The sequence below is a fragment of the Actinomyces viscosus genome (assembly GCF_900637975.1).
GTDB classification, from domain to species: domain Bacteria; phylum Actinomycetota; class Actinomycetes; order Actinomycetales; family Actinomycetaceae; genus Actinomyces; species Actinomyces viscosus.
Map to the genome: position 1 here is coordinate 1,144,279 of NZ_LR134477.1, position 13,412 is coordinate 1,157,690.

16 protein-coding genes are annotated in these 13,412 nt (G+C 66.0%); 7 read left to right on the forward strand and 9 right to left on the reverse strand.

The window, feature by feature from the left end; translation table 11 throughout:
- Window position 1: 1 nt before the first annotated feature.
- Entirely contained in the window at window positions 2–1,087 is a 1,086-nt protein-coding gene (gene pheS, locus EL340_RS05055; RefSeq protein ID WP_126413706.1) for a phenylalanine--tRNA ligase subunit alpha, read from the reverse strand.
- Window positions 1,088–1,297: 210 nt separating this feature from the next.
- On the opposite strand from pheS, the gene EL340_RS05060 reads away from it, so the two are divergent.
- The 5 genes from EL340_RS05060 to EL340_RS05080 all read left to right on the forward strand — a co-directional run bounded on the left by EL340_RS05060 (window position 1,298) and on the right by EL340_RS05080 (window position 5,529).
- Complete coding sequence (locus tag EL340_RS05060; RefSeq protein ID WP_126413707.1) at window positions 1,298–2,161, forward strand: MerR family transcriptional regulator; 864 nt, start codon at window positions 1,298–1,300, stop codon at window positions 2,159–2,161.
- An 86-nt stretch (window positions 2,162–2,247) separates the two neighbouring features.
- Window positions 2,248–3,147 (forward strand): ABC transporter ATP-binding protein, encoded by a 900-nt coding sequence (locus tag EL340_RS05065; protein ID WP_126415321.1) that lies wholly within the window; start codon window positions 2,248–2,250, stop codon window positions 3,145–3,147.
- A complete protein-coding gene (locus tag EL340_RS05070) occupies window positions 3,144–4,838 on the forward strand; it encodes an ABC transporter permease (RefSeq protein WP_232023226.1) in 1,695 nt (564 codons plus the stop codon). Before EL340_RS05065 ends, EL340_RS05070 begins: the two co-directional genes overlap by 4 nt.
- 41 nt (window positions 4,839–4,879) lie before the next feature.
- The gene (locus EL340_RS05075; protein WP_197722349.1) at window positions 4,880–5,137 is read left to right on the forward strand and encodes a type II toxin-antitoxin system Phd/YefM family antitoxin; all 258 of its coding nucleotides are present in this window, start codon (window positions 4,880–4,882) and stop codon (window positions 5,135–5,137) included.
- Window positions 5,134–5,529, forward strand: a complete 396-nt coding sequence (locus tag EL340_RS05080; protein WP_126413709.1) for a type II toxin-antitoxin system VapC family toxin — start codon at window positions 5,134–5,136, stop codon at window positions 5,527–5,529. The genes EL340_RS05075 and EL340_RS05080 overlap by 4 nt, the downstream gene beginning before the upstream one ends.
- A gap of 29 nt (window positions 5,530–5,558) precedes the next feature.
- Here EL340_RS05080 and EL340_RS05085 read toward each other — a convergent pair whose 3' ends face one another.
- Window positions 5,559–5,888, reverse strand: coding sequence for a hypothetical protein (locus tag EL340_RS05085; protein ID WP_408608580.1), 330 nt, complete (start codon window positions 5,886–5,888; stop codon window positions 5,559–5,561).
- An 80-nt stretch (window positions 5,889–5,968) separates the two neighbouring features.
- Between EL340_RS05085 and EL340_RS05090 the strand changes: the two genes are divergently transcribed.
- Window positions 5,969–6,427 carry a MarR family winged helix-turn-helix transcriptional regulator gene (locus EL340_RS05090; RefSeq protein WP_126413710.1) on the forward strand — a complete coding sequence of 153 codons (459 nt, stop codon included), beginning with the start codon at window positions 5,969–5,971 and terminating at the stop codon, window positions 6,425–6,427.
- 23 nt (window positions 6,428–6,450) lie between these two features.
- Here EL340_RS05090 and EL340_RS05095 read toward each other — a convergent pair whose 3' ends face one another.
- The 3 genes from EL340_RS05095 to EL340_RS05105 all read right to left on the reverse strand — a co-directional run bounded on the left by EL340_RS05095 (window position 6,451) and on the right by EL340_RS05105 (window position 9,105).
- Complete coding sequence (locus EL340_RS05095; RefSeq protein ID WP_126413711.1) at window positions 6,451–7,407, reverse strand: NAD(P)-dependent alcohol dehydrogenase; 957 nt, start codon at window positions 7,405–7,407, stop codon at window positions 6,451–6,453.
- 82 nt (window positions 7,408–7,489) lie between these two features.
- A complete protein-coding gene (locus EL340_RS05100) occupies window positions 7,490–8,092 on the reverse strand; it encodes a TetR/AcrR family transcriptional regulator (RefSeq protein ID WP_126413712.1) in 603 nt (200 codons plus the stop codon).
- A gap of 50 nt (window positions 8,093–8,142) precedes the next feature.
- Window positions 8,143–9,105, reverse strand: coding sequence for a helix-turn-helix transcriptional regulator (locus EL340_RS05105; RefSeq protein ID WP_232023228.1), 963 nt, complete (start codon window positions 9,103–9,105; stop codon window positions 8,143–8,145).
- A gap of 128 nt (window positions 9,106–9,233) precedes the next feature.
- Between EL340_RS05105 and EL340_RS05110 the strand changes: the two genes are divergently transcribed.
- On the forward strand, window positions 9,234–9,620 hold the full coding sequence (locus tag EL340_RS05110) for a VOC family protein (protein WP_126413714.1): 387 nt from the start codon (window positions 9,234–9,236) through the stop codon (window positions 9,618–9,620).
- Between the two features lie 27 nt (window positions 9,621–9,647).
- On the opposite strand, the gene EL340_RS05115 is transcribed toward EL340_RS05110, so the two are convergent.
- The 4 genes from EL340_RS05115 to EL340_RS05130 form a co-directional block, all read right to left on the reverse strand.
- Window positions 9,648–10,523: an amino acid ABC transporter permease gene (locus EL340_RS05115; RefSeq protein ID WP_126413715.1), complete on the reverse strand. Its 876-nt coding sequence runs from the start codon at window positions 10,521–10,523 to the stop codon at window positions 9,648–9,650.
- Window positions 10,520–11,176: an amino acid ABC transporter permease gene (locus tag EL340_RS05120; RefSeq protein WP_126413716.1), complete on the reverse strand. Its 657-nt coding sequence runs from the start codon at window positions 11,174–11,176 to the stop codon at window positions 10,520–10,522. The genes EL340_RS05115 and EL340_RS05120 overlap by 4 nt, the downstream gene beginning before the upstream one ends.
- Before the next feature lie 171 nt (window positions 11,177–11,347).
- The gene (locus tag EL340_RS05125) at window positions 11,348–12,403 is read right to left on the reverse strand and encodes a glutamate ABC transporter substrate-binding protein (protein ID WP_126413717.1); all 1,056 of its coding nucleotides are present in this window, start codon (window positions 12,401–12,403) and stop codon (window positions 11,348–11,350) included.
- An 89-nt stretch (window positions 12,404–12,492) separates the two neighbouring features.
- Window positions 12,493–13,296 carry an amino acid ABC transporter ATP-binding protein gene (locus EL340_RS05130; protein ID WP_126413718.1) on the reverse strand — a complete coding sequence of 268 codons (804 nt, stop codon included), beginning with the start codon at window positions 13,294–13,296 and terminating at the stop codon, window positions 12,493–12,495.
- Window positions 13,297–13,412: the final 116 nt, after the last annotated feature.

Consider the following 13,412-nt stretch of genomic DNA (forward strand, 5'->3'; position numbering starts at 1 on the left):
GTCAGTTTCCCTTTCCGGTGGTGCCGAACTGCTGGGAGAAGCGGATATCGCCCTCGACGATGTCGTGCATGTCGGCGATTCCGTGGCGCAGCATGAGGGTGCGCTCCAGACCCATGCCGAAGGCGAAGCCCGTGTAGACCTCGGGGTCGATGCCGCAGGCGGTGAGCACGTTGGGGTTGACCATGCCGCAACCGCCCCACTCGATCCAGCCGGCGCCGCCCTTCTTGAAGGGGAACCACAGGTCCATCTCGGCGCTGGGCTCGGTGAAGGGGAAGAAGGAGGGGCGCAGGCGGGTGCGCGCCTCGGGGCCGAACATGGCCTTGGCGAAGTGGTCGAGGACGCCCTTGAGGTGCGCCATCGTCAGGCCCTCGTCCACGGCCAGGCCCTCGACCTGGTGGAAGACGGGCGTGTGCGTGGCGTCAAGCTCGTCGGAGCGGAAGACCTTGCCGGGGCAGGCCACGTAGATCGGGGGCTGCTGATCGAGCATGACCCGGGCCTGGACCGGGGAGGTGTGGGTGCGCAGCACGAGGTTGGCCGCCTGTCCCTGAACGGCCCCGACGCTGGCTCCGTCGATGTAGAAGGTGTCCTGCATCTGGCGGGCGGGGTGGTCGGCGTCGAAGTTGAGGGCGTCGAAGTCGAACCACTCGTGCTCCACCTCCGGGCCCTCGGCGATGGACCAGCCCATGGAGGTGAAGAAGTCACAGACCTCGTCGACCAGGACGTCGAGCGGGTGGCGGGCCCCCACCACAGTCCTCGAGGTGGGGACGGTGACGTCGACGGCCTCGGTGCGCAGCATCTCCTCCTCGGCGGCGGCCTCGAGGGTCTCCTGCCTGGCGGTCAGTGCCTTGGCGATGCGCCCGCGAGCGCCTCCCAGGAGCCTGCCGGCCGTGGGCTTGTCCGCCTTGTCAAGCGTACCGATGAGGCGGTTGGCCAGGGTCAGGGGCGAGGCGTCGCCGGTGTGGGCCAGGCGGGCCTCCTTGAGCTCGGCGAGGCTGCCGGCCGCGGCGAAGGCGGTCAGGGCCTCCTCGACGGCGGCGTTGATGCCCGCCTCGTCCAGGGGCGAGAGCGCGCCAGGGGCGTCAGTCATATGCGGTGCCTTCCACCAGGTGTGTCCGGGGTTTTCCGCCCTTAAGGGTAGTCTGCGCCGTCGCAAGCGCGTAAATCGTCTCGCCACCGGGGTGGCGGGACAGGCCGCCGGCCGGCCCGCCGGCCTGTCCCGGACCTTGTCCGGTTGCCGCCAGGAGCGCTGTCGCGAGCGACTTGACGGTGACGTTACGTCACCTGCTGAGATGGATTCATGCACGTCAAGGAGCTTGCCCGCCTCGCCGGCACCACGCCGAGGGCAGTGCGCCACTACCACCACCTGGGGCTGCTGGAGATTCCGCCCACGGTGCGCGGTCGGCGCGAGTACGGCGTCGAGCACGTGGCCCGTCTGCTGCGGATCCGGTGGCTGGCCGACGGAGGCCTGTCGCTGACCCAGGTGGCCGAGATGCTCGCCTCGGACGCGATCGGCACTGATCAGGACTCCCGCCGGGACGCGGTCCTGCGTGACCTGCGGGCCACACGGGGCACGATCGAGGCGCAGCGGCGCAGCCTGGCCGACCAGGCCTCCCGTATCGATGAGCTCATCGCCCGGGTGGAGCGCGGCGAGGGGCTGTCCCCCGCTCCCAGCGCCCTGACACGTTTCTACGACGACCTGGAGGCCAGGGTCACCCGACTGGGCGGGAGCGTGCTCGGCCTGCGGGCCGAGCGCCAGATGATGGCGGTGCTCGCCTCGCTGGGCATGGTGCCCGACTCCGCGATCCCCTTCATCGAGGGGCTGGACGAGGCCGATAGGGAGCTGTCCGCCCAGCAGATCGCCGACTTCGCCCGTCTGGCCACGCTGCCCGAGACAGAGGGCCTGACCGAGGCCCACCGCCTCGCGGAGAACAGCTGGCTGCTGGCGTGCCGCCACAAGGAGCACGCGCTGGCCGTCCTGGACGACCTTCCCTCGGGTTCCCTGGGGCGCGCCATGTGGCGGCTCACTCACGTACTGGCCACCTCCAGCTACCCCCACCCGGCTCAGCAGGCCTTCGTGGCCGAGCTCATGGAGCGCATGCTCGCCGATCCGGACTTCGCTACGACCATCCGCCGTTCGGCGGGAGAGGAGCCAGCGCTGTGACGCCCCAGGCCACGACCAAGACGACGACAGCAAAGCCACCAGCAGCAGCGTCCGGGACGACTGCTGCGCAGCCCTTCACCGGAGACATGGCTCAACCGCCGGTGCGCGTGCAGGGTCTGGTCAAGCGCTTCGGGCGCTTCAGGGCGCTCGACCACCTGGACCTGGAGGTGGAGGCGGGCAGCGTTCATGGCTTCCTGGGCCCCAACGGGGCGGGTAAGTCCACGACGATCCGCACTCTGCTGGGCCTCTACCGGCCCGACGGCGGAAGCGTCAGCGTGCTGGGCCGCGATCCGTGGCGCGAGGCCTCGGCCGTCAACCGGCAGGTGTCCTATGTTCCCGGTGACGTGGCGCTGTGGCCGGGGCTGACCGGCGGACAGGTGCTCGACGCGCTGGCGGGGCTGCGGGGGTCGCGCGACACCGAGCGGGAGGCCGAGCTCATTGAGCGCTTCGACCTGGATCCCAGCAAGCGAGTGCGGACCTACTCCAAGGGGAACCGGCAGAAGGTGGCGCTTGTGGCTGCGCTGGCTGCGCCGACGAGCCTGCTCGTGCTCGATGAGCCCACCAGCAGCCTGGATCCGCTCATGGAGCGGGTCTTCACCGAGGAGATCACCCGGGCGGCCGCACAGGGCCGCACGGTCCTGCTCTCCAGCCATATCCTGGCCGAGGTCCAGCGCCTGTGCAGTGCGGTGACGATCATCAAGGACGGTCGCGTCGTCGAGCACGGAGACCTGGGGACCCTGCGCCGGCTGTCACGCACCCGTATCGAGCTGGGCGCCCCTGCCGACGTGCTCGGCGCGATCTCGCGGGCGCTGAGGCCCATGGATCTCGACGCCGTCGAGGACAACGGGCGTCTGAGCCTCGAGGTGGCGGCGGAGCAGGTGCCGACGGTGATGGGCCTGGCCGGTGAGCACCGGGTCCAGGACGTCACCTGCGAGCCGGCCAGTCTGGAGGACCTCTTCCTGCGTCACTACGAGGAGGCCCGATGAGCGTGAGCACAACGGTATCGACGTCGGCATCGGCCGGCGGTGCGCACGATCTCAGAGCCTGCAGAAGCGGCGCAGGAGGATCTGCCGCCCTGGCGGGTTGGGGCACGTACGTTCGGATCCTGCTCAGGCGGTTCCGGGTTCAGATCGTGGCTTGGATCCTGCCGCTGTGGCTGCTGGTCAGCGTCACTGCTCCAAGCTACGAGAGTGTCTACCCATCGTTGGAGACCCGGACCGTGCTCATCGAGCAGATGCGCACGTCTCCGGGAACGCGTCTGCTCTACGGCTACGTCCCCACCCCTGGCCGACTCGGTCAGCTCCTGCAGTGGGAGACCGGGACGTTCCTGCTGGTGTGTACCGCCCTCATGGCGATCCTGCTGACGTGCCGGGCGCTGAGAGGCGACGAGGACGAGGGGCTGGTCGAGGTCCTGCGCGCGACGGGTGTTGGCAGGAGGGTGCCGTTCCTCGTGCCGACGATGGTGGTGTGGGGTGTCGTTGGCGTCCTGTCGGCAGGCGTCGGAGGCATTCTGACCCGGCAGGCCGCGAGCATCGAGGAGCTGACGGTCTCCGGCGCCTGGGCGATGGCCGGGACGATGTGCGTGGTGGGCTGGGCGTTCTCGGCTGTTGCGGCGGTCGCCTCTCAGCTGGGACGGCAGCTCGGGTCAGCCCGGGGCCTGTCCATGATCGTGCTCGCGGCCGCGTTCGCGATACGTGTGACCGCCGACCAGGTCTCAGACGGCAACGGATCCGACTGGCTGCGGTGGTTCTCCCCCCTGGGCTGGCGTGGCCTGGTACGCCCGTACTCCGATGACCAGTTCACGGTGCTCGTGGTGTGCTGCGCCGTTGACATCAGCCTGGTGCTTATCGCTGCGGTGCTGGCCGCGCGCCGCGAGTACCTGGACGGTTACCTGCCCGACCGCAGCTCGTCGGGACGCCGGTGGCGGGTGCGTGGTCACATGGATCTGCTCGGGCGTCTGTCCTGGCGTGGTGTTCTCGGTTGGGCCGTGGCGGCGGCTGGCCTCGCGTCGTTGTACGGATCCGTGTCGGGCAGCGTCAAGGACCTGCTGGCTCCGGACTCGCCGACGGCCTCCTGGGTCGGCAAGATGGCCTCGGGCTCCCCGGTGGAGCAGTTCATGTCGCTGATGACGGTGGTGACTGTGCTGCTCGTGGCCGTGGCGGCGGTGCGGCAGATGAACCGGTTGGCGGTCCTGGAACGCTTTGGCCTGGTGGAGGTCGAGCTTGCCGTTGGAGTCAGTCGCCAGGGCGTGTTCCTCTCTCAGGTTCTCGGCTCCGTGCTCGAGTCAGTCGTGCTGCTGCTCGTCTCGGCGTCGGTGCTAGCGGTGACGACGGCGACTCAGCTTACGGATGACCACGCCGTGGCGCGGGCCTTCGTGTTCACGGTGAGCCAGCTGCCCGGCATGGTGGCAGCGGTCGGCATCGCGGCGGCACTGGTCGGCCTGGCGCCGCGGCTGGTCGGACTGTCCTGGGCGGTGGTCGCCTGGAGCGCCTTTGCCCAGTTCTTCGGAGGACTGGTGGAGCTCAAGGACTGGGCCAAGGACCTCAGCGCGCTCGGGCACCATCTCGACGTCGTCGGGTCCCCTGACTGGAAGCCCCTGGCCGTGCAGTTCGCGGTCGGCCTCGCCGGTATCGCGATCGGCCTGGTCGCCTACACCCGCCGTGATCTGCCGTCCTGACAACGAATCGAGAGTGCTACAGTTGCTACGAGGTGATAGACATGCAGACGATCATGCACCGAGAACTGCGCAACCACAGTGCCGCCATCCTCCGTCGCGTCCAGGCCGGCGAAACTTTCGAGATCACCAATAACGGCGAACCCGTTGCCATACTCTCACCTATTTCTCAAGACCGTCTTTCCCTCCTCAGGCGACGAGGAGCGACCCGCGGCGCGACTCAAGTCGACTTCAGAGCACTGAAACGCACGCCCGAACTGGCATCTCAGGAAGTACTGGATGATCTTCGTGGGGAACGATGAGCATCTACTACCTCGACACCTCTGCTGCTTTGAAGCTCCTCATCGAGGAAAATGAGTCTGACGCTCTGGCCACCTGGCTCACGGCGTCCACGACCGACGGCCACTGCCTGTGCGCATCCTTCCTTCTTCATACCGAGCTTCACTGTGCCGCCCGACGCCGCAACGAGCTCGACCATGAGGCAGTCGCCTCCCTGCTTTCAGGGATTGAGCTCATCGACATCTCACGGTCACACCTCATTGATGCAGCAAGCTCATCGATGGGATTAAGGACCGCAGACGCCATCCATATGACGGTGGCGCTAGACATCCAAGCGAACGCCATCGTCACCTACGACATTGGGATGCAGAATGCTGCAAAATACTGCGGCATACTCCCCATTGCCCCTTCTTGACACCTCAGGCAAGGCCCCTGCTCCTGTTCTCACATCAGATATGCCGCGCCGACCAGGTGGCAGACAGCAGCGATCAGGGGAAAGACCGCCATTCCCGGTATACGGTGCACGGCGCCGATCAGCGCATCTCCGAGCTGGGCGGTTGCCGCCGCGATGAGGACGAGTGAGGTCAGCGGCTGGAGCGGAGTCATCCAGACAACAACGGCGACCAGCACCCCGAGCGGGACGCTCCGGGCCGCGTACATCGCCGGATAGAACCGCCCTTCTCGCTCGCCATGGCAGGGAGGAGCAAGCATCGCCGGACGGATCACCGCTACGACACCTGCTCCTGCGGAGACGACGCCCAGCAAAGAGTTCATCAGCACCAATCACCCTGGCACGAGGATCACTCCTACATATCGTTCGAGCCTGAATCATTCCACAGTGTACCGTTAGCGCCATGGACAGAGAAGACGGTGACGCGATCCTGTCATCCACATGCTTCCGGCTCGGCGTCATGGGTAGCCAGATCACCCGGTCGTTCTCACAGCGCATTGGACACACCGGCCTGACCCACAAGCAGGTAGGACTGCTCGCCGTCGTCGACGCCGGGCTGGCGAGCTCCCAGCGTGAGATCGCCACACGACTCGACATCGCTCCGAGTCTGGTGGTGTCGTTGGTCGATCAGCTCGTCGACATCGGCGCCGTGCACAGGACGCGCAGCACGAAGGATCGTCGCGTGCATGCCATTGAGATCACCAACGAGGGCCGTAGGATGCTGCGACTTGCCGCCGGCATTGTCGAGAAGCTCGACGCCGACCTTCAAGGACACCTCTCCCCCACGGACCAGTCAGCCCTGGACAGCCTCCTACCCGCCCTCTCCCGGGCCGTTGAGGCAGCGGACGAGAAGAGGGAGTAGCGGCCTGGGCCACCTTGTCGGTATCACCGCGCCAGCACGACGCGCTTTCCTGCAGCCGACGCGCTCTCCGCGTCGCGGTGGGCCTCCACGATTCGATCAAGCGTGTACGTTGCGGAGATCAGTGGCTTGAGATCTCCAGCATTCACCTGTGCTGCTAGCCAGACCAGGTCCTTGACGCTCGGCTTTCCCGACACCATGCGGATGACCGGGCCCGGCGACACCATGGACCGGAGAATGTCCCAGAAGGCTCCGGGCGCAATGGCCATCATGCGACCTCCGGGCTTGAGCAGCCTGCGGTAGGCGGACGCGTCAGCGCCCGCAGCGTCGACGACGGCGTCGTAGCGCCCGGGAATGTCAGAGGGCTTGAGGTCGTGGTAGTCGAAGACCTGTCGCGCTCCAGCACTGATGGCCGCGTCACTACGGACGCCGACGACAGCATCCACCTCCCCTCCCATGATGCGGGCCACCTGAATCACCGTGGAGCCGACACCGCCGTTTCCTCCCACCACAAGCACCCGATCACCTCGGCGAAGCTTCAGAGGACGGAGTGCCTGCACGGCCGTCAGCCCTACAAGAGGCAGGGCTGCGGCTTCCATAAGTGGGACCGCGTCAGGTGCAGGTGCGACCCGGTCGGCACGGACTCGCACATACTGCGCTCCCGCAGCCGCGCGGCCAGGAGGTTTCATCCCCAGGTAGCCCCAGACGCGCCTCCCAACCTCCACGTCCCCGACCCGGCTTCCGACCGCACGAACGACCCCGGCGAAGTCCACGCCCGATCCCTTCGGAAACCCCATTCCGTCGAACAGGCGCATTCTTCCCCGTCTCGTCTGGAGGTCGACGGCGTTGACGCTGAAGGCTGAGACCTCGACAACGACCTCCTTGGGGCCGGGACTCGGCACCTCAGCGACCCCGACCTCAAGCACCTCCGGAGCACCATAGGAACGGAACTGCACCGCCCACATCGCGTTCTGTGCGACCATTCTTTCCTTCCTCTGTTGCGCTACGCTACGTAGCGTAGCGCAACAGACGGAGGGGCGCCACAAGAGATTCCGGGTCTGAGACTCAGCCTCTGCGATCGACTGCCAGGAGCGTCAGCAGAACCTCGGTGAGCTCCTTTCGGAGCAGGTCGAGCTGCATCTGGCCGAGAAGATGCACATGCACGTACGGAACACCAAGCAGCGCCGCGTACAGGCTGTCAATATCGACGCCCGTACGCACCTCCCCCCGGGAGGAGGCGCGATCGACCATGGCCTCGATGTCAGCGCGCACAGCGGCTACAACACTTTGTTGCAGCCTCGAGGTGAGATCAGGATCGCCGGCCATGTCGGCGAGCAGCCCCGGAAGCGTGCTCCTCCCGGGCTCGGTGGCGATGAGGTCAACCACCTGGCCGGCGAGGGTCTCAATGTCTGCGGCCAGAGATCCGGAGTCAGTCAGGCCCCTGGCATCGCGGCGGTGAATGACCAGGTCGAATACCATCTCTGCTTTCGACTGCCAGCGCCGGTAGATCGTTGTCTTAGCGACTCCCGACTGCCTGGATACTCCTTCGATCGTCAGGGCCTGGTACCCATGGGTTGCCAGCTGTTGAAGAACAGCTTCAGACAGCCGGGCGTCAGTGTGGGCGCGACGTCGCGAGACGGCACCATCCTGTTGCGTGGCGTTGGTCATGGAGCGCCTCCTTCGTCTCACGAGGGGTACCGGCCCCTCCCGCCCCAACGTTAGGACATCAGTCCCTGCTGGTAACGCTCAAACGTGCGCTTCAGGTAGTCGATGACGTCCTGACGCAGGTACTCGGGGGTGATGACGCGGGCATCCGGACCGAGCCGGAGCAGAATCGTCATGGCGTGCAGATGGTCCATGAACTCCAGCTGGAGAAGACTCCATCCTTCTTCGCCAGGAGGCTGGCTATCCGCGCTGGCCGTCGTTGTACGCAGCGTCCATTCCTGTACGTCGCTCCAACGTTCATCGCGCACCCAGACAGCTGCTGTGATGGCCTTGAACCTTCCAAGAAACTCCTCACGTTGCTTCTGCCACGCCGCAGTGATGTCGAAACCTGAGTCGTCGGAGCACTCTTCGGTGAGAATCTCGGCCTCCTCGATCCGAGAGAGCCTGGTGAAGCGGACATCGCCGTCGTGAGAGGCGCACAGGTACCAGCTGCGACCAGCGGCAACCATTCCATGCGGGTCGACGACGTCCTGCGTCGTCGTTCTCGACTTGTGCCGGAAGACCATGCGCAACCGGCGTCGAGTGAAGACCGCTTCTTGAACGCTGTGGAAGACGGCGTCGGCCCGTTCGCTCTCAGGCAGAGGCAACCATCCCTGGGGATCAACCACGACTCGAGATGCCACGTCAACGGACTGGCTCCGATGGCTGTCGGGAACGGCGGCAAGCAGCTTGCGAGCAGCTGACGCGAAGGCGTCACCGAGTCCCAGCGTCAAAGCGCCCCAGTCGGTGAGACCCGCGAACAGCGCTCGGCTCTCCTCGTGGTTCAGCCCTGTCACGTCAACCCGAAAGCTGGGGTCGATTCTCACTCCCCCGTGAGGCCCGCGCTCGCACCACACCGGCACACCCGCCGCCGACAGCGCTTCAACGTCCCGTAGCACGGTGCGTCGTGAGACTTCCAGTCGTCGCGCCAGATCGGAGGCAGGCAGACAACCGTGGGTACGAAGCAGCCAGATCATGGACAGCAGTCGGTCAGCACGCACGGGCTCATCTTCGCAGGTACATGACACAAGGTGTCACCAATCGTCTCTAATCTCGACGCCGTCCGAACGCACTACGTACCCGTGAGAGCCCCAGGAGCATCACTATGACCGACTTCGTTCCCAACAGCGTCATCCTCTACGTGTCCGCTGTCGAAACAAGCACTGCCTTCTACCGAAGAGTTCTGGGTTCAGATCCCGTTGAGACCTATCCAGGGTTCAGCGTCTTCGAACTGTCTGGGGGTGTGACTCTCGGTCTACAGGCGGCCGATGAGATCGAGCCCGCTGCCGAGCCGTACGTCGGCGGTGGCGAGCTGAGTCTGAGCAATGTCGAGCGCGTCGATGTCGACCGCCTTTACGCGCAGTGGAAGACACTGGGCATTCCAATGGTTCTGAAGCCGACCGTCCTCGAATTTGGCTACACCTTCGTGGCCACCGACCCCGATGGGCACCGACTGCGCGTGTGCGCCACCGACACCTCAAGCTTCAGCTGACCGGAAACGTCTCCTCGCCCGTCAGCGTCAGCGCGTACGCGACTCGATGTGCCGCGCCAGCGCGCCCAGGGCCCAGTTCACGATGACGTAGACGACCGCGATGATGACGTAGGTCTGGAAGAAGACGGACAGTCGAGCGTCAATCTTCGCCTGGCCGATCATTGTGGAGCCCCGGTACATGAGCTCGGGGTAGGCGAGCACGTAGGCCAACGTGGTTCCCTTGATGATGGTCACCATCTGGGTGATGAGGGTCGGGAGCATGAGACGCAGAGCCTGCGGCGCCAGAATGAGACGCATCGTGAGGGACCTGCTCATCCCCAGCGCCAGTGCAGCCTCCGTCTGGCCCCGGTCCAGCGCCCGGACACCGGAGCGGAAGACCTCCGCCGTCGTCGCCGAGGTGCACATGACAACGGGCAGAACCAGGTTCCAGAAGTCCGAGACCTCAACGAAACGAGGAACCACGAGCAGGAAGAAGTAGACGAGCAGCAGCATCGGCACCGCTCTCATGGCGTCGATCCACAAGCCGACAAGCCACCTCACGGGCCGGTTGTCCAGCATACGGAGCCACCCCAGAACGATCCCCAGGGGGAAGGTGATGACAGCGGCAACCAGCCCCAGGGACAGGGTGTTCCCGGCGGCCTCCAGAAGCTGACTGACGACCGAGCGCCCCAGGAAGTAGCGCCACTCGGGGTAGTCGAGCTGGCCGGCGAGATCCAGACGGTAGAGGACCGCACCCGTGAGCGCCACGATTCCGATGACCGCGATGACCGATCCGACGGCGATCATCATGCGCCCCCGTGGCCCGGGCTCATCGAAGAGCAGGGCTGCGTCCGTCGCCCCGGAGTCCTTGCCCCGCTGCTTGGTGGGGCGGGAGTCCGCCATGGGCATGATGTCTGAGCTCATGCTCGCTCCTTCCCCATGAACTCGAGGCGTCTCTCAAGGAGCCCGCCGACCTTCGTGGCGGCGAAGGCGATGGCCAGGTATGTGAGACCGGAGGTGAGGAAGGTGATGACACCTGCAGCCTGGTCCCGGTTGATCTGCTGGGTGACGGCCGTCAGCTCGACGACGCCGATCGCCGCCGCAAGTGACGAGCCGATGAGGCAGGCGATGAAGATGTTGACCAGGGGCTGGATTGTTCGCGCCAGGGCCTGGGGCAGGACGATGCCGCGGATGATGAGACCGAAGGGCATGCCCAGGGCTCGGGCCGCCTCGATCTGCCCCTTGGGCACCGAGTTGATTCCGCTGCGCACCGTCTCGCACACGAATCCGGAGGAGGAGAAGATCAGTGCGACGATCACCGACCAGAACAAGGGGATCCTGATGCCGACGTTAGGAAGTGCCAGACCGATGAGCACCATGAGGCACAGGTTGGGGATGTTGCAGGCCACCGTCACCCACGCCGCGCCCAGTGCCCGCAGCGGGGGGATGGGGCCAACCCGGAAGATGGCCATGAGCGAGCCCAGGACCAGTCCGCCCAGGTAGGACAGCACAGAGATCACCAGCGTGATGAGCAGTCCTGAACCGATATCAGAGAGATTGTCGGTGATGGCACTCACGGTCGCCTCCTTGAAAGATGCGGGTCGTCACCATGACGGCAGGTTGAACGCGGTGGATCAACAGCAGTGGACCAGCGGTGGACCAATAATGCGGGCCGTCGCGTCGCCGACCCTGCGGAAGGTCCTCATCCGGGTCGGCGACGCGACGAGCCTGACGGCCAACGAGCTCGGTCAGGACTCCTGCTGAGCCTCTTCAGCGCCCTGTTCGGGTGCCTGCTCGGAGCCAGCCTCAGGAGCGGAAGTCTGCTCACCACTACCGGCCGCGTCAGCGCCGGCGGCTGACGAGCCGGGGACTGAGCCGATCGCCGGCGGCTGGGGGGCGTCTCCGCCAAGCGACTTGCCGATCGTCGCGTCCCAGATCCTCTTCCAGGTGCCATCCGACTCGATCGTCTGCAGGAAGGTGTTGACGAAGGCCTGAGCTCCTGAGTCCTTGGGCAGCCCGATGCCGTAGGGGTCCTCGGCGAAGGTGTCGCCGACGATCTTGACCTTGTCATTGGACAGCACCTCGCTCTTGAGCAGGGACTGGTCCACGACGTAGGCCTTGACCTGACCGCTCTCGACGGCGGCGACGCACTTGGCCTGGGTGTCGAAGGGCTTGGCCGTGGCGTTGGGGGCGTACTTCTTCAAGGCGGAGGCTGATGAGGAGTTGGACTGGACGGCGACGTCCCCGGTCAGGCTGTCGACGCCGGTGATGTCCTTGTTGTCGGCCTTGACCAGGATGGCCTGGCTGGAGGCGTAGTACGGGCCGGCGAAGTCGATCTTCTCGGCCCGCTCCGGGGTGATCGTGTAGGTGGCGACGACGGCGTTGACCGTGCCGTTGACCAGGACGGTCTCACGCGTGTCGGAGGTGACCTGCTGGATCTCAAGCAGGGAACGGGCATCGTCGCCGCCGATGATGTAGCGGGCCAGCGCCTGGGCGATGGCCGCGTCGAAGCCGGAGACCTTCTTCGTCCTGGAGTCCTCCCAGGAGAACACCTCGGACGTCTTGGTCCCGCCGGTGACGAGCTTACCCGCCTTCTTGACGGCCGACGCCCAGGTAGAGGCGGCCACAACGTCGTCGGTGGCCACCGGACCGGAGTTGATGACCTTGTCGTACTCGGCGTCCGAGGCCGATGCCGAGGCGACGGCCTTGCCGTCGGCGCCCGTGTCGGCGCAGGCCGCCAGCACGCCTGCCAGGGAGACGGCGCCGGTGGTTGCCAGGAGGCTGCGGCGAGAGAGGGTGGTCATGGTGTTCCTTTCGTTCGGACGGGGACGGGCCGTCCCAGGCTCGGGGCCTGTGGTGGTCACCGCACCCGGGAGGAGGTGCGGCTCGGGACTCAGTGGCTGAGCACCTTGGAGAGGAAGTCTCGGGCGCGCTCGGTGCGCGGGGAGGAGAAGAACTCGGCGGGCCTACCGGACTCGACGATCTGGCCGCCGTCCATGAAGACGACACGGTCGGCCACTGAGCGGGCGAAGCCCATCTCGTGGGTGACGACGAGCATCGTCATGCCGGAGGCGGCCAGGTCCTTGATGACGTCGAGGACCTCGTTGATCATCTCGGGGTCCAGAGCGCTGGTGGGCTCATCGAAGAGCATGACCTTGGGATCCATGGCCAGTGCACGGGCAATGGCGACTCGCTGCTGCTGGCCACCGGAGAGCTGGGCGGGACGCTTACCGGCCTGGTCCGCCAGCCCGACGCGCGCCAGCAGCTCACGGGCACGAGCCTCGGCGTGCACCCGAGGGATACCACGCACCTTGACCGGCGCCAGAGTGATGTTGTCCAGTACCGTCCGGTGCGGGAAGAGGTTGAAGGACTGGAAGACCATTCCCACCTCGGCGCGCAGCTGTGCGAGCGCCTTGCCCTCCTGGGGCAGCGGGATCCCGTCGATCTCGATCTCACCCTCCTGGATCGGCTCCAGGCGGTTGACCGTGCGGCACAGGGTGGACTTGCCCGAGCCCGAGGCGCCGATGACGGCCACGACCTCGCCTCGGTGGATATCGAGCGAGACGTCGTCGAGAGCCTTGAAGCGGCCGTAGTACTTGGTGACGTGGCTGATTCGCACCAGGACGTCGACGTCGTTCTTGACGTCGTCAGCGCGGTCTGCGGCTGCCTGATCAGGAGAGGGAGCGGATGCGGTCACGAGTACCTCGTCTCAACGTGAATATGGGAGCGGTATCTGTCTCATCGACAGCAACAGCAACACATCCACAGACGCACCGCATTCCTCCTCACTCGTGTTGGCTCCGACCTCGACAA